The sequence below is a fragment of the Beggiatoa alba B18LD genome (genome assembly GCF_000245015.1).
Lineage (GTDB): Bacteria > Pseudomonadota > Gammaproteobacteria > Beggiatoales > Beggiatoaceae > Beggiatoa > Beggiatoa alba.
This window is the reverse complement of record NZ_JH600070.1, coordinates 3118521-3136987: the sequence shown is the minus strand read 5'-3', so window position 1 is coordinate 3136987 and position 18467 is coordinate 3118521. Positions and strand designations below refer to the sequence as shown.

General features: G+C 39.7%; 17 protein-coding genes. 10 read left to right on the top strand and 7 right to left on the bottom strand.

The annotated features are described in order from the left end of the window. Window positions 1–28: 28 nt before the first annotated feature. The 3 genes from BEGALDRAFT_RS12720 to BEGALDRAFT_RS12710 all read right to left on the bottom strand — a co-directional run bounded on the left by BEGALDRAFT_RS12720 (window position 29) and on the right by BEGALDRAFT_RS12710 (window position 2612). Window positions 29–349 (bottom strand): DUF4351 domain-containing protein, encoded by a 321-nt coding sequence (locus tag BEGALDRAFT_RS12720; protein ID WP_002690582.1) that lies wholly within the window; start codon window positions 347–349, stop codon window positions 29–31. A gap of 15 nt (window positions 350–364) precedes the next feature. After that, the gene (locus BEGALDRAFT_RS12715) at window positions 365–1408 is read right to left on the bottom strand and encodes an Rpn family recombination-promoting nuclease/putative transposase (RefSeq protein ID WP_002690581.1); all 1044 of its coding nucleotides are present in this window, start codon (window positions 1406–1408) and stop codon (window positions 365–367) included. 82 nt (window positions 1409–1490) lie between these two features. Then, window positions 1491–2612, bottom strand: a complete 1122-nt coding sequence (locus BEGALDRAFT_RS12710) for a branched-chain amino acid ABC transporter substrate-binding protein (protein WP_002690580.1) — start codon at window positions 2610–2612, stop codon at window positions 1491–1493. Between the two features lie 478 nt (window positions 2613–3090). On the opposite strand from BEGALDRAFT_RS12710, the gene BEGALDRAFT_RS12705 reads away from it, so the two are divergent. Then, the gene (locus tag BEGALDRAFT_RS12705; RefSeq protein WP_002690579.1) at window positions 3091–5691 is read left to right on the top strand and encodes a circularly permuted type 2 ATP-grasp protein; all 2601 of its coding nucleotides are present in this window, start codon (window positions 3091–3093) and stop codon (window positions 5689–5691) included. 216 nt (window positions 5692–5907) lie between these two features. Next, window positions 5908–7080 carry an ATP-binding protein gene (locus tag BEGALDRAFT_RS12700; RefSeq protein WP_232281986.1) on the top strand — a complete coding sequence of 391 codons (1173 nt, stop codon included), beginning with the start codon at window positions 5908–5910 and terminating at the stop codon, window positions 7078–7080. On the opposite strand, the gene BEGALDRAFT_RS12695 is transcribed toward BEGALDRAFT_RS12700, so the two are convergent. Beyond that, a complete protein-coding gene (locus BEGALDRAFT_RS12695; protein WP_002690576.1) occupies window positions 7048–7740 on the bottom strand; it encodes an energy-coupling factor ABC transporter ATP-binding protein in 693 nt (230 codons plus the stop codon). The genes BEGALDRAFT_RS12700 and BEGALDRAFT_RS12695 overlap by 33 nt on opposite strands. Before the next feature lie 3 nt (window positions 7741–7743). Continuing rightward, on the bottom strand, window positions 7744–8580 hold the full coding sequence (gene cbiQ / locus BEGALDRAFT_RS12690; RefSeq protein WP_002690574.1) for a cobalt ECF transporter T component CbiQ: 837 nt from the start codon (window positions 8578–8580) through the stop codon (window positions 7744–7746). A gap of 34 nt (window positions 8581–8614) precedes the next feature. Between cbiQ and BEGALDRAFT_RS18385 the strand changes: the two genes are divergently transcribed. The 6 genes from BEGALDRAFT_RS18385 to BEGALDRAFT_RS12660 are packed head-to-tail and all read left to right on the top strand — an operon-like array spanning window position 8615 to window position 15408. Continuing rightward, window positions 8615–9487: a class I SAM-dependent methyltransferase gene (locus BEGALDRAFT_RS18385; protein ID WP_002690572.1), complete on the top strand. Its 873-nt coding sequence runs from the start codon at window positions 8615–8617 to the stop codon at window positions 9485–9487. Window positions 9488–9502: 15 nt separating this feature from the next. Next, window positions 9503–11140 carry an NAD-dependent epimerase/dehydratase family protein gene (locus tag BEGALDRAFT_RS18945; RefSeq protein WP_002690570.1) on the top strand — a complete coding sequence of 546 codons (1638 nt, stop codon included), beginning with the start codon at window positions 9503–9505 and terminating at the stop codon, window positions 11138–11140. A 17-nt stretch (window positions 11141–11157) separates the two neighbouring features. Next, the gene (locus BEGALDRAFT_RS12675) at window positions 11158–12444 is read left to right on the top strand and encodes an NAD(P)/FAD-dependent oxidoreductase (RefSeq protein WP_002690568.1); all 1287 of its coding nucleotides are present in this window, start codon (window positions 11158–11160) and stop codon (window positions 12442–12444) included. Between the two features lie 7 nt (window positions 12445–12451). Continuing rightward, window positions 12452–12868: a GtrA family protein gene (locus BEGALDRAFT_RS12670; RefSeq protein ID WP_002690567.1), complete on the top strand. Its 417-nt coding sequence runs from the start codon at window positions 12452–12454 to the stop codon at window positions 12866–12868. A gap of 12 nt (window positions 12869–12880) precedes the next feature. After that, window positions 12881–13534 (top strand): class I SAM-dependent methyltransferase, encoded by a 654-nt coding sequence (locus BEGALDRAFT_RS12665; RefSeq protein ID WP_002690565.1) that lies wholly within the window; start codon window positions 12881–12883, stop codon window positions 13532–13534. A gap of 35 nt (window positions 13535–13569) precedes the next feature. Further along, a complete protein-coding gene (locus tag BEGALDRAFT_RS12660; RefSeq protein WP_002690564.1) occupies window positions 13570–15408 on the top strand; it encodes a hypothetical protein in 1839 nt (612 codons plus the stop codon). Here BEGALDRAFT_RS12660 and BEGALDRAFT_RS19225 read toward each other — a convergent pair. Next, window positions 15359–15649: a (2Fe-2S) ferredoxin domain-containing protein gene (locus BEGALDRAFT_RS19225; protein WP_002690563.1), complete on the bottom strand. Its 291-nt coding sequence runs from the start codon at window positions 15647–15649 to the stop codon at window positions 15359–15361. The two genes, BEGALDRAFT_RS12660 and BEGALDRAFT_RS19225, sit on opposite strands and share 50 nt — an antisense overlap. 151 nt (window positions 15650–15800) lie before the next feature. Between BEGALDRAFT_RS19225 and BEGALDRAFT_RS12655 the strand changes: the two genes are divergently transcribed. Continuing rightward, window positions 15801–16088 carry a DUF6156 family protein gene (locus BEGALDRAFT_RS12655; RefSeq protein WP_002690562.1) on the top strand — a complete coding sequence of 96 codons (288 nt, stop codon included), beginning with the start codon at window positions 15801–15803 and terminating at the stop codon, window positions 16086–16088. Window positions 16089–16161: 73 nt separating this feature from the next. Here the strand turns inward: BEGALDRAFT_RS12655 and BEGALDRAFT_RS12650 are convergent, their stop codons facing one another. After that, window positions 16162–16416 (bottom strand): DUF1127 domain-containing protein, encoded by a 255-nt coding sequence (locus BEGALDRAFT_RS12650; RefSeq protein ID WP_157237590.1) that lies wholly within the window; start codon window positions 16414–16416, stop codon window positions 16162–16164. 150 nt (window positions 16417–16566) lie between these two features. On the opposite strand from BEGALDRAFT_RS12650, the gene BEGALDRAFT_RS12645 reads away from it, so the two are divergent. Continuing rightward, window positions 16567–18399, top strand: a complete 1833-nt coding sequence (locus tag BEGALDRAFT_RS12645; protein WP_002690560.1) for a hypothetical protein — start codon at window positions 16567–16569, stop codon at window positions 18397–18399. The last annotated feature ends 68 nt before the right edge of the window (window positions 18400–18467 follow it).

The window sequence follows — 18467 nt, the reverse complement described above, 5'->3', positions numbered from 1 at the left end:
TTATGGGTTATTGCAATGTTAATGGATATTAGGGGGTTATTTCTCGCCAGAAGTCGGCAAGGGTTGTGATATTAGGTTGAAGGAGTTTTAAAAGTAGTGTGTCTAGTTGTTCAATACTGAATTTAGAAATTTGTTGTTTTTGTTCATCGCTTAAGGGTTCAAAGCGGTGCGTAAGTAACTGGGTTAAAGTCTCAGTTTTAGCTTGTTTCACCCCTTTTTCTATACCGATCTTCTCGCCTTTCTGTATGCCAATTAGCTCCCCTTTTTCTATACCAATTAACTCCCCTTCTTGTCGTCCGAGATTGAACGAAATTTGACGTTCTTGATCCATTGCTTGTGTGAGTGTCATTTCTGCCTCTAGTTTTTAGTGTAAATAAAGGCTGATTTCTTGCCAGAAATCGGCGAATGTTACAATATTGGGTTGAATTAGTTTAAGAATCAGTGCATCGATTTGTTCTATACTGAGCTGTTGAATTTGCTGTTTTTGTTCATCGCTTAAGGGCTTAAAGCGGTGCGTAAGTAACTGGGTTAAAGTCTCAGTTTTAGCTTGTTTCACCCCTTTTTCTATACCGATCTTCTCGCCTTTCTGTATGCCAATTAACTCCCCTTTTTCTATACCGATTAGCTCCCCTTCTTGTCGTCCGAGATTGAACGAAATTTGACGTTCTTGATCCATTGCTTGTGTGAGTGTCATTTCTGCCTCCAGTTTGTCATGGTAAATCGTTTCTAATATTTGATAATCCTGAATTTCTCGCTTGCCATGTACAACCAGTTGCATAAACCAGTTCAGGAATAGCGATGCGGCTTCTATGTCAGTTTTATCAAAGAGGATTAAAGCTTGTTGTGCCAGTTTTTTGATATCTTGTGGGTGAGTTTCCGCAAGAAAAAGGGTAGAGACTAAATTTTGTATCTGTTGGAGTTGTTCGGGTGAGTAGTCGTTTTCAGCAATTTTGAAAAAGCGGAAATTGGGCGTATAAACGCCTAGTAACTCAGGTTTTTCTAAAATAGCCTGCAATTCTGTGCTTTTTTTCCATTTTCCTTTTCCATTGTAGAGTACAACGGGAAATATTGGCGGTAGTTTTTTCTTTTTGGGGTGACTTTCTGCGTAGTCTAGCCAGAAACTACAGATATAGTGTAGGACGCGCAACGCCATAAACCAAACAATGGTCGATTGAAATTCGAGTAAAACGTAAATATAGGCTTCTTGTTGTTTAAATTTGACTTTGTAAATAAGGTCGCTTTCGGTTTCTTTGTAGTGGTCAGTAATAAAGGTTTTTTCTAGGCGTTCGCAACTCTCGAAATCAATATCTTGCACCCATGGTTCTGGAACAAAGGTTTCTATCAGTTGGCGAAAAAAAGTTTTATTGGAAAACAGTCTTTTATAGCCTTTATCGTGAATGCTTTTCATGGGAGATTTGGTATTAGGAAAGTCAATATAAAAATGGCTCAGTGTTGAGGTGAGCCATTTTTTAGGGGTAAGGCTTTGTAGATTATTCTACGTAGTCATATTTGCCGTTTTTCCAGACGTAGAAGACGTAACCAGGGGCGTTAACGTCGCCTTTTGCGTTAAAGCTGACATCGCCTAAAACAGTCTTAAAGGTTTCTTTGCGCAAAACTTCTTCTACTTTTTTCGCATCGGTTGTACCTGCTTTTTCTACGGCTTGCGCCCATGCTTGTACAGCACCGTAGCTGTATAACATGTAGCCAACAGGCTCGATTTTTTTGGCGCGGAATGTAGCAACAATGGGTTCAGCAATGGGGTTTTTGCTGGGGTCTGGGCTGAATGTCATGAGTGTACCTTCACCTGCTGCTCCTGTAATTGACCAGAATTCATCGGTCATGAGGGCATCGCCTGCGGCGAGAATGGTGGACATGCCTTGGTCACGCATTTGGCGGATGATTAAGCCTGCTTCGGTGTGGTATCCCCCTAAATAGACAACGTCAATTTGTTCTTTTTTGAGTTTGGAGACAATGGCGGAGTAGTCTTTTTCGCCTGCGGTGATGGCTTCATACATGACTTCTTGTTTACCCGCTGCGTTTAAGGCTTTTTTGGTTTCGTCGGCTAGACCTTTACCATACGCGCTTTTGTCGTGGAGGATGGCAACTTTTTTGTCGGCGTATTTTTTGGCGATATATTCACCCGCAACCGCGCCTTGTTGGTCGTCACGTCCGCAAACACGGAAGACGTTGGATAAGCCTTCTTCTGTCAGTTTGGGATTGGTAGAGCCGGGGGAAATCATGATAACGCCTTCTTCGTTATAGACTTTGGAGGCGGGAATTGATGAACCTGAGCAGAAATGTCCAGCAACTAATGCAACTTTTTTGTTAGCGAGTTGGTTAGCAACGGCAACAGCTTGTTTGGGGTCACATGCGTCGTCACCGACTTCTAACTTTAACTTTTTCCCCAGCACGCCGCCTGCCTTATTCAGGTCTTCAACGGCTATTTCTGTGCCTGTTTTCATTTGGTGTCCGAACGTGGCGTATTGTCCTGTGATAGGACCTGCAACGGCTATACTAATTTCTTCGTCGGCATAAAGTGCGCTAGAAAAAGGCATAATGGTTATGCTTGTAGCTAGCAGGGTGGTTTTAAAAAGTTGATTGAGTGGTTTCATTGGGTTTATTTCCTCATAGAACGGTGTTGGTTTTGTAAAACTAACAAGTTGGTTTAGGGAACATCCTCACAAAATCATCATTGACTCCTGAATGATGGGAGAGAAATGATGCTGGTTATTTTATAAGGGCATTGTGTTTAAAATCACTATTATTTCTGCTTTATAAAGAATGAATGTATGGGTTGGGATAGCGTTAAGGAGTGTTTACGCAGGGTATTTTTTCGTAAGGAGAATTTGATAATACACCTAAAAAGTCTCGGCTTATAGAGTTAGATTACCACTCTGTAGTATGCTTATAGACCTCGCATTCACGGATGAGAACTCAAGGTCATTGATAATTATTAAGCTATTGAGTTCATTTGATTCTTTAATAGAAACTAGATTGCTTGATTTATTTTTCATGCGTAAGCCGAAGGCTTGTGACTGAATGTTAGCAAAAACAGCAAATTTAGCGATTGACAAACCACTATAGGATATTATGCAAAACGCTAATTCTAACTCGCTGACGCCTACCGCCGTACAAGATGCTGTGGTCGCGGATATTCTCCAAACTTATCAAACATTACCAAATAGTTATGATGAGATGTATGCGGGAACGAAGCAAATTCGCCCGCATTGGCAATATTTGATGCGTGCTCTTCATTCAATGGGACATGAGGAGTTAGAACGCCGTTGGCAGGAAGGTCGACGTTTATTACGTGATAATGGCGTGACTTATAATGTGTATGGCGACCCGCAAGGTTTAGACCGCCCATGGCAATTAGACCCTATTCCGCATGTGATTTCTAGCGAGGAGTGGGGACATATCGAGCGGGGTTTAATTCAGCGGGCTGAATTAATGAGTTTGTTATTAGCCGATTTGTATGGTGCGCGTGATACGATTCGTAAAGGCTTGCTCCCGATTGAATTGATTGTTGCCCATCCCGGATTTTTGCGGGCAATGGTTGGAGTTGCTTTACCTAAACGGCATCGTTTGCCCTTATATGCAGTTGATTTAGCCCGTTCTGCAACGGGGGAATTTTGGGCAATTGCAGATAGAACACAAGCTCCTTCTGGGGCTGGTTATGCCTTAGAAAATCGGTTAGTCATTTCGCGGATTTTGCCAAGTTTGTTCCGTGATTCCCATGTGCATCGCCTCGCGCTGTTTTTCCGCACCTTACGCCAAACATTAGCGAGTATGTCACCACACGAAGACCCGCGTATTGTAGTATTAACGCCCGGCCCTGCGAACGAAACTTATTTTGAACATGCATATTTAGCGAAATATTTAGGCTATACCCTCGTGCAAGGGGCAGATTTGACCGTGCGCGATGGGAAAATTGCGTTAAAAACCTTAGACGGTTTACAGCCTGTTGATGTGATTTTACGCCGTGTTGATGATGGGGCTTGTGACCCTTTAGAGTTGCGTCCTGATTCTTATTTAGGAGTTGCAGGGTTAACGCAATCCTTACGGATGGGTAGCGTTGGTTTAGCGAATCCTTTAGGCAGTAGTATTTTAGAAAATGCTGGACTGTATGCGTTTTTACCGAGTTTAGCGAAATACTTTTTAGGCGAAGAGTTAATTATCCCTTCACCACAAACATGGTGGTGTGGAGATAAAACTGCCTGTAAGTATGTGCTAGAAAATATTGATAAATTAGTGATTAAACGCATTGCCAATATGCCTGGACATGTGTCCGTGCGCGGGCGGTTATTAAGCAGTAAACAGCGAGATTTATTGCGTGCTCAGATTTTGGCACAACCCAATTGGTACGTTGGTGGGGAAGAGATTATCCGCTCGACAACCCCTGTACTTGTGAATGGACGGCTAGAACCGCGTCAATTAGTTCTGCGTAGTTTCCTCGTCACCAATGAAAATAATTATGTGGTGATGCCTGGTGGATTAACCCGCGTCGCAGCAAGTGCTGACAGTCCTGTGGTATCCGCACAAAGTGGCGGTTTAAGCAAAGATACATGGGTCATTGCTTCCGAACCTGAAAAAGATTTATCGTTAATTCCTGAAACGAAGAAAAAATTAGTTATTTTTGAAGGGCATGGACAAGGGGAATTACCGAGTCGTGTTGCGGAAAATATGTTCTGGTTGGGACGCTATGCGGAACGGGCTGAAGGTGTTATCCGTTTACTACGCACAGTTTTATTATATTTAGCCGACCCGTATGATTTTGTCAGTACGAAAGACCATCCTGCGCTACCAAGTTTATTGCGTGCAGTCACTTATTTAACGGAAACCTTACCCGGTTTTGTCGGAGAAGGGGCACAACAACGCTTAGAAAATCCCCGAGAAGAATTATTATCAGTCTTTTTAGACCGTCAACGAGTAGGCAGTTTAACCTCCACATTGCAGTTTTTACTCAATGCGGCACGTTCTACCCGTGATAGATTATCGCCTGATATGTGGCGGGTATTCAGTGCGATTGAGGATGAATTAAACCGTTTACAACAGCAAGCCCCGAAAGAAATTAACGAAGCCTTACAGGTTTTAGATAATTTAATCCTCTGGTTATCTGCGTTAGAAGGTTTGAGCGTGGAGAGTATGACGCACAGTCAAGGTTGGCGGTTTTTAATCATTGGGCGACGTTTAGAACGCTGTTATAACACGGGGCAGTTATTACGTGCGACCTTATGCACAGTCAATGAAGATGAGGCGGTACTGCTAGAGAATTTATTAATTGTGACCGATAGCTTGCTAACTTATCGGCGACGTTATCGCTCTTATTTACAAGTTAATGCAACGCTTGAATTATTGTTACAAAATGAACTAAATCCGCGCTCTATCGGCTATCAACTAGAACAATTATCAAGTTATATCAATGTATTACGGCATGGCGATGATACCCCTTATCGGGCGGCGGAAGAACGGATTATTTTAGAATCCTTAACACAAGTTCGTTTAGCCGATGTCGATGCACTTGCAACCTTTACCGATAACTTCCGTAAAGATTTAGACCAATTATTAGTCCGTTTATGGCATTTAATCCCTGCTTTATCTGATGCAATTACAAATAGTTATTTCAGCCATGCCGAACAACCGCGCCAATTAGTACAATTAGAAGCGGAACATGAAGATAATGAATTGTAGCGATTGTTATTAATTCATAACTCGTTAGATAAAATAAAGACCTGCTCAGTTTTCAAAACCTAGCAGGTCTTTTGCCATTCGTGCCAACAATGAAAATCAGAACAAGCATTCCTGAAATCAGACTGAATCTTTATAAATTTACATAGTATAATGGTAAATATTTTTACACTAAAATAGTAAAAAATGAAAAAGAGAACATTAGAAGCACTACTTAAAATGGCACTTGATACTTTTCCCGTTGTATTACTGAATGGTGCAAGACAAATAGGAAAGTCAACGCTAGCACTGAATAACTTTAAAAATTATCTTACTTTTGATGATGGTGAGCTAAGACTTTACGCAAAAGAAAATCCAAAAGGATTTTTAAAAAATTTGGAGCTACCAATCTGTCTCGATGAAATACAAAAAGTTCCTACTATTTTGGAATATATAAAAATAGAAGTTGATAAAAACAGAAAAAATGGACGTTATTTACTAACCGGTAGTAGCAATATTCTTGATTATAAAGAAAGTAAAGATACGCTTGCAGGAAGAATTTGTGAGTTAAGGCTTTATCCCTTAAGTTGTAAAGAAAAAAAGGATAAACCGCACGAAAATATTATTGAAAAGCTTTTAAATAAAGAGTTTAAATTACCGAAAAGCGACTATAACAATGATATTATAGAAAATATTATTGATGGTGGTTATCCTGAAATTCTTTATCTTAAAGGCTTACAAAAAGAACTTTGGTTTAAATCTTATATCGCAACGTATATAGAAAGAGATGCGCGAGCTTTAGCAGATATTAGAGATATTGACAGTTTTATAAAGTTTGTAAATATTTTAGCAACGCGAAGCGGGACTATTTTAAATAAATCAAGCCTTAGTAATGATATTGGTATTAAAGATATAACGACAGATAATTATCTTTCAATCATGACTAGAATTTATCAAGCGACGCTTTTAAAGCCTTATTTTGCAAATATAGGTAAACAGTTTATTAAATCACCTAAAGTTTTTTTTAATGACACAGGCATTCTTTGTAGTTTGTTAAAAATGAATACTCAAGAAAAACTGTTAAGCTCTCCTTATAGCGGACAACTATATGAAACATTTGTATTTTGTGAGCTACAAAAACACCTAGCTTATTTGCAAAAAAGTTACGAAATTTATCATTATAGAACGAATGATAAAAAAGAGATTGATTTTATAATAGAAGTTGAAAATGAGATTTTAGCGATTGAAGTAAAACAAAGTAGTAGTATAAAAAAAGAGGATTTTAAACATATTATCGATTTTCAAAATCATAGATATGATAAAAAATGTTTAGGCGTTGTGTTTTACAATGGGGAAATGGTGATTGAACTGAGTGATAATTTAGTTGCTATTCCTTTCGGGATGTTTTTGTAATAACGAACTATTTTTTAACTGTCCCGCCTGCAACAATCGCTGATGTGGGGTTAATTGCGCTAAAAAATCACGGTCATGAGAAACAATTAACATCGCTTGGGGTAAACCTTGCAAAATCTGCACAACTCGCGCTTGTGCCTGCTCATCTAGCCCTGTTGTCGGTTCATCTAACAATAAAATATCGGGTTGCATGGCTAATACTGTCGCTAAGGCAACAAGGCGTTTTTCACCGCCTGATAAATGATAAGTTACCCGCTCGGCATAATCACTTAAACCTAATAATGCCAATGTTTCCCGCGTGATTTGTGTGACTTCTCGCGCCGTCTTTCCCAGATTAAACAATCCAAAAGCAACATCCTCCGCTACCGTTGGGCAAAATAGTTGGTCGTCTGCGTCTTGAAACACTAAACCTGCTTGAGTACGCACTTCCCAAAAATCGGCTTCTGTTTGGCGCAATCGTCCAAATGCAAAAATCTCGCCGCGTGTTGGTTTACAAAGTCCGACGATTAAATGTAACAAGGTCGTTTTGCCACTGCCGTTCGCACCACGAATGGCTAAACGTTCTCCTTGATGTACTGTTAAATTCAGTCCTTGTAATAAAGGACGATGGGCTTGATAAGCGTAATCAATTGTCCGTAATTCTAATAATGGTGTATTCATGGCTTAAATAGACAGGCTCATGGCGGTAATGCTGAATAAAATTAGTCCCCAAATAATTAAATATAAGCTGTCTTTTGCTTGCCATTGAAACCTTGTTAATAGATAAAATTGTCCACGAAATCCGCGACATTTCATCGCCATTTCAATCCGTTTTGCCCGTGCGACACTGCGCACTAATAACATACCCAATAAAAAGCCAATGCTCCGATAACAGTGCCATGTTGCTTGTAACCGAAACCCCCGCACGCGCATTGCTTGCGTAAGTTGCTGATAACTTGCATGTAAAACAGTTAAATATCGCACTGTAAATAAGAGTAAATGAACTAACTTTTCAGGGACTTTTAAGCCTGATAACGCATGTCCTATTGTGACAATATCCATCGTGCTGAGAAATGCCATTAACACGCAGGCAATGGCATTCATGGTGAGCGTAATTTTCAATGCTTGCGCTATCCCATCGCTATAAATCGACAAGCCCTGCCATATAACAATTTCTCCCGTTGTGCCATTCGTCAACGGTAAAATTAGCCATAAAAGCACGGTGAAAAGATTCAAAGGGCGCAACCGTGCCCATACGATTTCCCAAGATAAACGGGCAAGCCGCAACGTTCCCAGCGCAAGTCCAAACCCCAACACAAGGGCTAAAACCCGTCCTTGCGTAACCATCCATACCGAAAATAAAACCGCTAAGACAATTTTTAAGCGAGGGTCTAAACATTGAATGAGACTATAAGGCGTAGAAAGATGGGAAAATGCTTGCATTTTAATGTCTGGATACTCTTTATTTCTTTTATATTCCTGTACAATTTTGCCCATTGTAACGCCTATCACTTCATACATGAGGGCGTTTTCTCTCGCTTTAAGTGTATCCGTGATGAATTTAACTGAACAAAACTTTGATAATGCCTATTATCTAATGCTTTATCCTGATGTCGCGAATCATCCTGCTTATCAGGGTAAAGCCAATGGCGGTTGGTTACATTGGGAACAATTCGGACAGTATGAAAGTCGGCAAGCGCGAGCCATCAATCAGCCCGTTGCAAGTACGCCACCCCATTTAAAACACCGTAGCGCAGGCTACGCCCTGTTGCAAGGAAAAGGCTTAGAAATCGGCGCATTAAATCAACCTGCGCAACTGCCTGAACCATGCAGTATTGAATATGCGGATGTTGCTTCACGGGAAACGTTAGTACAAGCCTTTCCTGAGCTACAAAACCAATTAAACAACTTTGTGGTTGTGAATCACTATTGCGATTTAGATAAACAAGGCTTAAGTCCTTTTGCTAATGGACAATATGACTTTGTGATTTTAAATCACGTTATTGAACATGTAGCCAACCCTATCAATATTGTTGCTGAACTGTTTCGTATCGTTAAACCCAACGGCTACATTGTTATTTCCGCGCCTGATAAGTTATATACGTTTGACAAACCGCGAGAATTAACCCCATTCGAGCACTTATGGGCAGAATATCAACAACAAGTTAGTGACGTGACTGATGAACACTATCTCGATTTTCTGCGAGCGGTTCACCCCAACGTTTTTAATTGTCCTCCTGAACAACTATCAATCCACATTGCCAACGTCAAAAATCGGCGCGAACATGCCCATGTTTGGGATAGTGCGCATTTTGCTGACTTTATGCAAACCTGCTTAAGTCGTTTAAATATTCCCGCAACTTGCTGTTTTTTAAGCGAAGGTGAGCAAAACCACTTTGAATATTTTTCCGTTTGGCAAAAACTATAGATTTCACTCAGTACAATGAATCAAGACGAAAAACTATTTTTTATCCATCTGCCAAAAACCGCAGGGACTTCCTTACGTGCGATTGTAGAACAAGAGTATTCAGAAGATGAGCGCGTATTTATTTACGACTTAAGTCCTGAAGCCCTTGAAATCGCCAAACAAAAAGCGCAACACGCTAAAATCATCTATGGGCATATTACTTTTTGGATTCACAACACATTAGGAATCGCCCACGAACAAACTCGCTACTTTACGCTATTACGTGACCCCATCGAGCGTGTTATTTCCCTCTATAGCCATTATGCGCGTCATCCTGATACGCCCTACCACACGATGATTCAACAAGGGATGAGTCTTTATGCGTTTTTAGAAAAACAAATTACCTTTGAAACCAACAACCATATGACACGCACCATTGTTGGTTATCAAGAAATGGGATTTTTAGATAATCCGCACGTTCTGAATTTAGCCATCAAACGCTTACATAACCGTTTCGGCTTTGTTGGATTGTCAGACCGTTTTGAAGAATCAATACAAATCCTAAAAGAAAAACTAGGTTGGCACTCCACAATTTTACCGATACTCAACACGGATGAAACAGGAATAGCCCAACAAATTGACGCAAAAACAAGACAACTCATTGAAAAACACAATCGTTTAGACAAACTCCTTTACGACTACGTAAAAAGACACTTTCCACACAAGGGCATCATGAAATTTGGTGATAAGATTGTTGTAACAGGCGCGGCGGGACTGGTTGGGCAAAACTTAATTGTACAACTCAAAGAAATGGGTTATTACAATATTGTTGCCATCGATAAACATGAATACAACCTTTCTATACTCAAACAGCTCCATCCCGAAGTGGAAACCGTTTTAGCCGATTTAGCGGAAGAAGGCACATGGACAGAACACTTTGCCGAAGCCGCCTGCTTACTCATGTTACAAGCTCAAATCACAGGCAAAAATACCGAACTCTTTGTTCGCAATAACATCACTTCAACCGAAAAAGTATTAAATGCGGTTCGTCAACACAAAGTCCCCTACATCGTTCACATCAGCTCCTCTGTAGTAAACTCCGTCGCACATGACGACTACACCGAAACCAAAAAAGCCCAAGAAAAATTAGTTGTAGAAAGCGGTATTCCCCACAGTATCCTACGCCCTACCCTCATGTTTGGCTGGTTTGACCCCAAACACTTAGGCTGGCTCTCCCGTTTTATGGAAAAAGTTCCCGCTTTCCCCATTCCCGGTGATGGTCGTTACATGCGACAACCTTTGTATAACAAAGATTTTTGTAAAATGATTATCGATTGCATGGAAAAACAACCGCAAGGCACAATTTACGATGTTGTCGGTAATCAAAATATTGACTATGTGGATATTATAAAAACCATCAAACAAGTCAAAGAACTCAAAACCCCCATTGTGCACATTCCTTACAGCTTGTTTTATATCCTACTCAAAGTTTACGCCCTCTTTAGCAGTAAACCCCCGTTTACCGCTGACCAACTCAAAGCCCTGACCGCAGGCGATTGTTTTACAGGGGTAAATACCGAAGCCACCTTTGGCGTAAAACAAACCCCTTTCTATCAAGCCATGCAAGAAACGTTTTGCGACCCTCGTTATAAAGATGTCGTGCTAAAACGCTAATTAAAACAGGATTGACCATGTCAAAAATTGCGGTAATTGGTGCAGGACCGATGGGCTTAATGTGCACCTACGAATTATTAAAAGCAGGTCATCAAGTCGACTTATACGAACGCGACAACCGTATTGGTGGTATGACTGCCTCATTTGATTTTGCAGGTCTAAAAATCGAACGCTATTACCACTTTATTTGTGCGACCGACGACCCGTTATTTGCTTTACTCGATGAATTGGAATTAGCTGATAAATGTCGCTGGCAAGCCACCAAAATGGGTTTTTTCTATCAAGGCAAACTCTACCCGTGGGGACATCCTTTCGCCCTGTTACGCTTCCCGCATTTAAGTTGGCTGTCTAAATTCCGCTATGCCCTGCATGTGATGTACACCAAAAACATCCAAAACTGGGAAAAATACGACAAAATCCCCTGCACAGACTGGCTAAAAAGCTGGATAGGCGAAAAAGCCTACCAAGTTTTATGGAATAGCCTATTTGAACTCAAATTTTTTGAATATAAAGATTCCCTTTCGGCAGCATGGATAGGTACACGCATCAAACGCATCGCCTTATCACGCGCAAGCCTATGGGAAGAACGCTTAGGCTATTTAACGGGGGGGTCAGATACCCTACTCGATGCCATGGAAAACCGTATTAAAGCCCTCAATGGGCAGATTTTACTCAACAGCCACATTGAAAAAATTCTCATGGCTGACGGAAAAGTACAAGGTTTACAAATTAAAGGCGAACAACGGACTTATGACAAAGTCATCTCCACCATTCCCTTGCCCTACGTACCACATATTGCCCCTGATTTACCCACTGCCACGTTAGAAAAAATTCGCCAAATTAAAAATATTGGTGTTGCCTGCGCTATTTTTAAGCTCAAACAACCATTAAGCGAAAATTTTTGGATGAATATCAATGATAGTTCTATGAAAATTCCAGGGGTGATTGAATACAGCAATCTCAATCCTGAATTAGGCACACACATCGTTTATGTCCCCTTCTACATGCCACAAACGCATCCCAAATACCGCCAAGACAGCCAATTATTTATTGACGAAGTCCTGCAATACTTCCAACAGCTTAACCCCGCTTTCAAGCCAGACTGGGTTTTAGCCAGCCACGTTTCCCGCTACGAATTCGCGCAAGTGGTTTGTCCACCAAATTTCTACGCCCAACTGCCTGCAATGCAAAGTGAAATAACAGGCTTTTTCATGGCAGATACCGCCTATTACTATCCCGAAGACCGTTCCATTACAGAAAGCGTCAAAGTTGGAAAACAACTCGCACAACTTGCAAATCAATGAACCTATCATGCTAAAAAAAGCATTCTTTTCGACCACGTTTCTAAAATTTCTAGCGGTTGGTGGGTTTGCTGCCCTCGTTAATTTCTTCTCACGAATTGGCTTTAGCTACTTTGTTGGCTATACCGTCGCCATTATTTTGGCTTACTGTTTAGGAATTGTAACCGCCTTTATTTTCAATAAACTATATGTTTTTAACCATAAAGTTGGTCGTCGTTCCCATGCAGAACAGTTTTATTACTTTTTCCTCATCAATCTTGTCGGACTTGCACAAACCCTTGTTATTAGCCTCTTATTGGCACATTACCTTCTACCCGCATTAGGGATTACCCGCGCAGTTGAAGAAATTGCCCATTTCATCGGTATTTGTGTCCCCGTTTTCACCAGCTACTTGGGACATAAATACATCACTTTCCGCCCCGCTTAATAAATAAATCTTATGGACTTACAAAAAATCTACTCAACCCGCTTCTTAGAAGAAGAACTCCCTGCTAAAAATCGCATTTGGAAAATTATCTGCGATGATTTTCTCTCTCAATTCATTGGAAAAAACGATACAGTTGTTGATATTGGCGCAGGTTACTGCGAATTTATCAATAATATCCAATGTGGGAAAAAAATCGCCATTGATTTAAATCCTGATGTCAAAAAATTTGCTGCTGGCAATATTCAGATTATTAACGAATCTTGTACTGCAATTGCTTCATTAGATGATGAAAGTGCGGATATTGTGTTCATGAGTAATTTTCTAGAACATTTACAAGATAAACGTCAAGTCTTAGAAACAATTGAAGAAAGTAAACGGATTTTAAAAAAAGGTGGGAAATTGCTGATTCTACAACCTAATATTCGCTTTTTAGCAGATGTTTATTGGGACTTCTTTGATCATCACGTCCCTTTAAGCGATCGCAGTTTGGTAGAAATTCTTGAATCGTTAGATATGCAAATTGTGAAAAACTATCCCAAATTTCTACCCTACACCACTAAAAGTCGCCTGCCTAAAGCGGATATTTTTGTCAAACTCTATCTACGTTTTCCATTAGCGTGGCAAATTCTTGGCAAACAAGCTTTTATCGTGGCACAAAAGGTTTAACTTCTCTCCCTTAATCAACAGTTCGAGAATCAATCATGTGGGTTGCTAAAGATTCCTTTTGGTTAAAATTAGCCGCTTGTGGTTTATTAATTTTTACAGTACGGCTTTGGCTAATCCAAGCGTTTGGTAGTTCACTGCCTTATTGGGATCAATGGGATTCTTTAGCCGCTGATTTATTTCTAAAATGGTCAGAAAACCACTTTAGCATTGAACAACTCTTTGCGCCGCATAATGAACATCGCATTATCTTTCCGCGCTTACTGGCATTGGGACTTTTTAGCCTTAACGAATCTCAATGGCAACCCCTGTTTGAAATGGTAGTCAATGCAGGGTTAGCCGCGCTAGCCGCAATGTTCCTAAGCGTTTTACTACGTCGCTATCTGTTACAACAACAAGACAATATTCTGCTATTGACCATCAGTATGTTATGGATTTTACCCTTTGGCTGGGAAAATACCCTTGCAGGGTTTCAATCTGCATTTTACTTCATGTTACTGTTTAGTTTTATTGCCATTTGGGGCTTGGTCTTACATTCCCCCTATCAATGGCAATGGTGGGTTGGGGCACTGGTTGGTTTTTGCGCATTTTTTAATGTTGCCTCTGGATTACTCATTTTTATCGCTATTTTTAGCGTAAAACTTTATCAGCTTTGGTTAGACAAAAATCACGCACAACAATACATTCCTACCTTATTAATTTGTTTAGTTATTTTATGCCTTGAATTTGCACTATTAGTACCTGCACCGCATCATGCTGGTTTAAAGCCTCAAGACTTTATACAATTTCTTTTAGCATTTAGTAAAGCCCTTGCTTTTCCTGCAATTACACATCCATTTTTTAGTTTATTAGCATTTTTTCCCTTTTTTATTTTCGTAACACGTCTTCTATGGCTACGTCGTCCGTTAACCATGGCTGAAACCTTATTATTAACCTTAGGTGTATGGATTGTGTTACAAGCGGCAAGTATGGCGTATGCGCGGGGTGCGAACGGAGCAGTGCCTGCCTCACGCTACGTTGATATTTTAGCCATTGCTATCCTTGTTAATTTACTGAGCTTTTTTGTCCTAATGCCCATGTTAGTACAACGGGTACGGCAAGTGCTTCTAGGCATTTTTACCTTGTGGTTTATTGGTAACGTATTTTTTATGTGTGAACTACTGCAAGAGACCGTTTTACCCGCATTATTAACTAAAAGTCACAATAATGTTCTGCAATTACAAAATACCGTTGCTTTTTTACAAACACAAGACATTAATACATTAAAAAATAAAAATATTCCCTATCCTAATGCAGATAGATTAGCCTTATTATTGAGTAATCCAAATATCCGCCGTTTTTTACCCCCTAGTTTACAAAACCCTGCGTTATTAACGAATCAAAAAGCAGATAATACCTTTATTACGAATGGATTTTATCCAACAACAGGCACTTATCAAGGTAGTAAAACATTAGGCTCTTATAATCAACAAGGGAATAATGCTGAAGGAACATTTTTAAGTGAACCGTTAACCATTGAACAATCTTTTATAGAAATTGCGGTTGCGGGCTATTTAGGTGAAACAGGATTGCGTTTAGGTATTTGGGTAGAAGGTGAAAATGAGCCTCGTTGGCTACAAACAACACAACTTTCCCGTGAAACATGGATAACTTATCAAATTCAAAATCCTAATAAACCATTTAGCGTCATTGCCATCGATGAAAACCCACAATACTGGTTTGCGTTCTCCATGCCTTATGGGGTTGGACGCGCTAATAGGTGGACGATATGGTTATTAAATCATGTAGATTGGTTGCTTGCCCTGAGTTTATGCTTACTGCTGTTGCCTAGCACTTTCCGCCGTTTAGATAAAGCGACGTTGACAACGCCGTCTTAAGAATCAAAGGAATATCCGCTAAAGTGACCGAATGAAAAAATTGTCCTTGGGGCGCGATTTTAACATTTGCGCCTTCTTGACAATGTCCTAAACAATAAAAACGTTGCACAGTTAAAGGCAATTGCTGTTCGCTAATCGCTTTTTCTAATGCCTCCGCAATTTCTACTCCGCCTCGTGTCGCGCAAGAAGGCTGATTTAATAAGCGTTTATTGACACAGACTAATAATCTTGTTTGCATCATTTCTACAAAATGCCTCCGTTTCCTTCTGCACAAGCAGAACCCCATCGTATTATAATAACCGTACAAAAATCGTGGTATTCAGGTGCTTGTTGGTTTATACCAGCTAACAGCAAATTCTTTATTTCATCCAGCTATTCAGTGAGTAACGCACATGAGTGATGTTGTCAGAACTGCTTGTTTTGTCTCTTATACAGGGATGAATCTTCCTTTAAATTTAGTCAATCCTTTAGAAGATACAGGAAACCGTTTAACCTATTTTCGCGCTCATTATGATGCACAAGACCGTTTAATTCTCTGTGAAAAAATGGTGTATGGTGAAATTGAATCATCACATCGTTATCATTATTATCCAAACGGTGTATTGCAAACAGCAGAAATTACTGATGAAAATGGCGATGTTGAAACCATCCAATTCAGTGCAGAGGGGAAACGTCAATAAACACACCCATAAAAAAAGACGCGATAGGTATTTCTATCGCGTCTTTTTTTATCTGCTTGAACAAGCTAAAAATTTAAGAGTGTTTCAATGTATAATTCAGTGTTGGCGCAGATTGCTCGACTCGTGGTGTATTGGGTAATTCAGGTAAAGCCGTTTCATAACGACCATATAACGCGACACTGTGAAAATTGCCTCGATTTAAGCCTAAATCGCGTAATGCTTGATTATCTAACGCTATTAACTCACGCATTGCTAAACGTTGCCGATGATTTTCTACCATCGTTTGCCATTGCGCCGATATAATCGCTTTTAATTGATTTAACATCATAACACCTCATCAACAATCCACTACAGAGGCTTTAAACTGTAGAACGCAATACTTTTTCTGACAAACGATAATTTTAAGGTTGTCAGTTAAAAAAAACTCAATTGATGCAGTGCAATACTATTTCTAATTCATCACTTTATTCTATTCTCTATGTCGCGCACGATTTCACAAATTCTCCTCATTTTCTGCTTTATTTTCGCGCCGAGCTATTTTATCAACCAACTTATTTTTAATGCGTTACAGCTCACAACCCCCTTATTATGGTTAGCCAGTAGCAGTGTTATTAGCTTCTTTATTTACCAGCGTTATCAGGGCAATATATTCCCTTACCTCACTGAAATAAATACAATTCCAGTATTTATCCACTGGGTTTTATTCTTCATTACCTTAATATTGATTAGCATTACTTTAGTTGTCGGGATTGATGACTCTAGCGATGCCTATTTTTATCATTTAAATATTGCAACGCCTATTAGTCTTTTTCAAAATCTTTTTGAATATTCCTATTATGATTTAGATAGTTATTCTCAAGGCTATCCCAAATATGCCAATTTTCTCCAAGCCTTTGCGATGACAGGAACAGGTTATTTTTGGGCATATGGTTTAATCAGTGTTTTAGTCATTCCCTGTAGTTTTTGGATTGTTTACAGTTTAGCGCGACAATTAACCCTTTCAGTCTCTGCTGCGGCTTGGGTTGGGCTAATTTATGCGCTTAATCCGATTAATATTGCACAAGCAACAACGGGTTATATTGATACAATTCAATCTTTATATATTCTGGCATTGATAACGCTGGCGTTACGTCCTGCGACAAAATTACATTTAACCCTGTTTTTATTAAATTTAATCGTATTAGTGAATATCAAATTCACTGGTATTTTACTGGGAGCGGGATTATTTGGATTTTATAGCGTTTTACACTGGCGATTTTTCTGGACACAGTGGCGCATCGCGGGCATTTTTATTGGCGTTGCAGGAAGTATTGCATTATTACACTATCTGCATAACTGGTTTACGTTTGGCACTCTCGTTTTTCCCTTTATCGACAGTGCGTTTGCAAAAGTCATTGCCGAGTTGTACATCAAACCAGAAACCTATTCACACCGTTTTATAACCCTCTTTTGGACAGTGCCCGAATCTTTATCCGTTTTAGCGGTTTATGACACTGTGCACGGTGCTTTTAGTTTTCTCTGGTATCCCTTCCCGTTTTTTATTTTCCTTGCTTTGGTAAAAACAGGGTTACGACGTGAATTTAAATTATTCGCGGTTTTTAGTATTTTTTGCCTGTTATTAGCCTTAGACCCTGTTGTCTCTATTGGACGATATGTGGCTTATTTCCAATGTGCAGGCTTTCTTGCGCTGGCTTACTTACTCCCAACACGATATGCACGAGGATTAATTGTTGTTGCAATGAGTTATTTATTATTAACTGGTTATATCTTATTGAATCCTGAAACAGGACATATTGCCCGCCGTTCTGCTTATGCGGAACAACGACAAGCTTTTTTAAATAGCATTCAAAGTCAACGCCGACAAGCATTTGATTTTTACTATAATATTAATGCGGCTTGCGCTGGTTATTATTGGTTAATGCGGTTTTATCAAGTGCCTGTGAAATTGGTAGAAAATCCACCTAATGAGGGCAATTTTTTCTATATTCATCGTCCAACTTATCAACAACATTGTGAAGTCATCACGCATTATCAGGCGGATATTGGCGCAAAATTAACACAAACAGCGCAAGGACAAACGTTATTAATACTGAGTGCGAAAAATCCCGCCGCACAAGAAAATTGTCAATTATGTATCAGTGAATATGGTTGTTTATATTTACCTTTTCACATTTATACGATGACGATTAATCTTAGCCAAGTCTTTCAATTTAAAATGGCTGGTGAAAAAAATCTGACGCTTACTTGTCGTGCTATAGATGGAAAAGTATTGGAAAAATCTTTACAGTGGCATGTTAATAGTGGGAATTAAGCTAGGATTAATTTTAAATTCGACAATCTATTATCGATAAAATGGTTATTCGTTGGAGTTGGTAAACA

Excerpts from the sequence above, each read along its gene's own strand:
- BEGALDRAFT_RS12720 (WP_002690582.1), bottom strand. The coding sequence starts at position 349 with ATGACACTCACACAAGCAATGGATCAAGAACGTCAAATTTCGTTCAAT.
- BEGALDRAFT_RS12715 (WP_002690581.1), bottom strand. The coding sequence starts at position 1,408 with ATGAAAAGCATTCACGATAAAGGCTATAAAAGACTGTTTTCCAATAAA.
- BEGALDRAFT_RS12710 (WP_002690580.1), bottom strand. The coding sequence starts at position 2,612 with ATGAAACCACTCAATCAACTTTTTAAAACCACCCTGCTAGCTACAAGC.
- BEGALDRAFT_RS12705 (WP_002690579.1), top strand. The coding sequence starts at position 3,091 with ATGCAAAACGCTAATTCTAACTCGCTGACGCCTACCGCCGTACAAGAT.
- BEGALDRAFT_RS12700 (WP_232281986.1), top strand. The coding sequence starts at position 5,908 with ATGGCACTTGATACTTTTCCCGTTGTATTACTGAATGGTGCAAGACAA.
- BEGALDRAFT_RS12695 (WP_002690576.1), bottom strand. The coding sequence starts at position 7,740 with ATGAATACACCATTATTAGAATTACGGACAATTGATTACGCTTATCAA.
- cbiQ (WP_002690574.1), bottom strand. The coding sequence starts at position 8,580 with ATGTATGAAGTGATAGGCGTTACAATGGGCAAAATTGTACAGGAATAT.
- BEGALDRAFT_RS18385 (WP_002690572.1), top strand. The coding sequence starts at position 8,615 with ATGAATTTAACTGAACAAAACTTTGATAATGCCTATTATCTAATGCTT.
- BEGALDRAFT_RS18945 (WP_002690570.1), top strand. The coding sequence starts at position 9,503 with ATGAATCAAGACGAAAAACTATTTTTTATCCATCTGCCAAAAACCGCA.
- BEGALDRAFT_RS12675 (WP_002690568.1), top strand. The coding sequence starts at position 11,158 with ATGTCAAAAATTGCGGTAATTGGTGCAGGACCGATGGGCTTAATGTGC.
- BEGALDRAFT_RS12670 (WP_002690567.1), top strand. The coding sequence starts at position 12,452 with ATGCTAAAAAAAGCATTCTTTTCGACCACGTTTCTAAAATTTCTAGCG.
- BEGALDRAFT_RS12665 (WP_002690565.1), top strand. The coding sequence starts at position 12,881 with ATGGACTTACAAAAAATCTACTCAACCCGCTTCTTAGAAGAAGAACTC.
- BEGALDRAFT_RS12660 (WP_002690564.1), top strand. The coding sequence starts at position 13,570 with ATGTGGGTTGCTAAAGATTCCTTTTGGTTAAAATTAGCCGCTTGTGGT.
- BEGALDRAFT_RS19225 (WP_002690563.1), bottom strand. The coding sequence starts at position 15,649 with ATGATGCAAACAAGATTATTAGTCTGTGTCAATAAACGCTTATTAAAT.
- BEGALDRAFT_RS12655 (WP_002690562.1), top strand. The coding sequence starts at position 15,801 with ATGAGTGATGTTGTCAGAACTGCTTGTTTTGTCTCTTATACAGGGATG.
- BEGALDRAFT_RS12650 (WP_157237590.1), bottom strand. The coding sequence starts at position 16,416 with ATGATGTTAAATCAATTAAAAGCGATTATATCGGCGCAATGGCAAACG.
- BEGALDRAFT_RS12645 (WP_002690560.1), top strand. The coding sequence starts at position 16,567 with ATGTCGCGCACGATTTCACAAATTCTCCTCATTTTCTGCTTTATTTTC.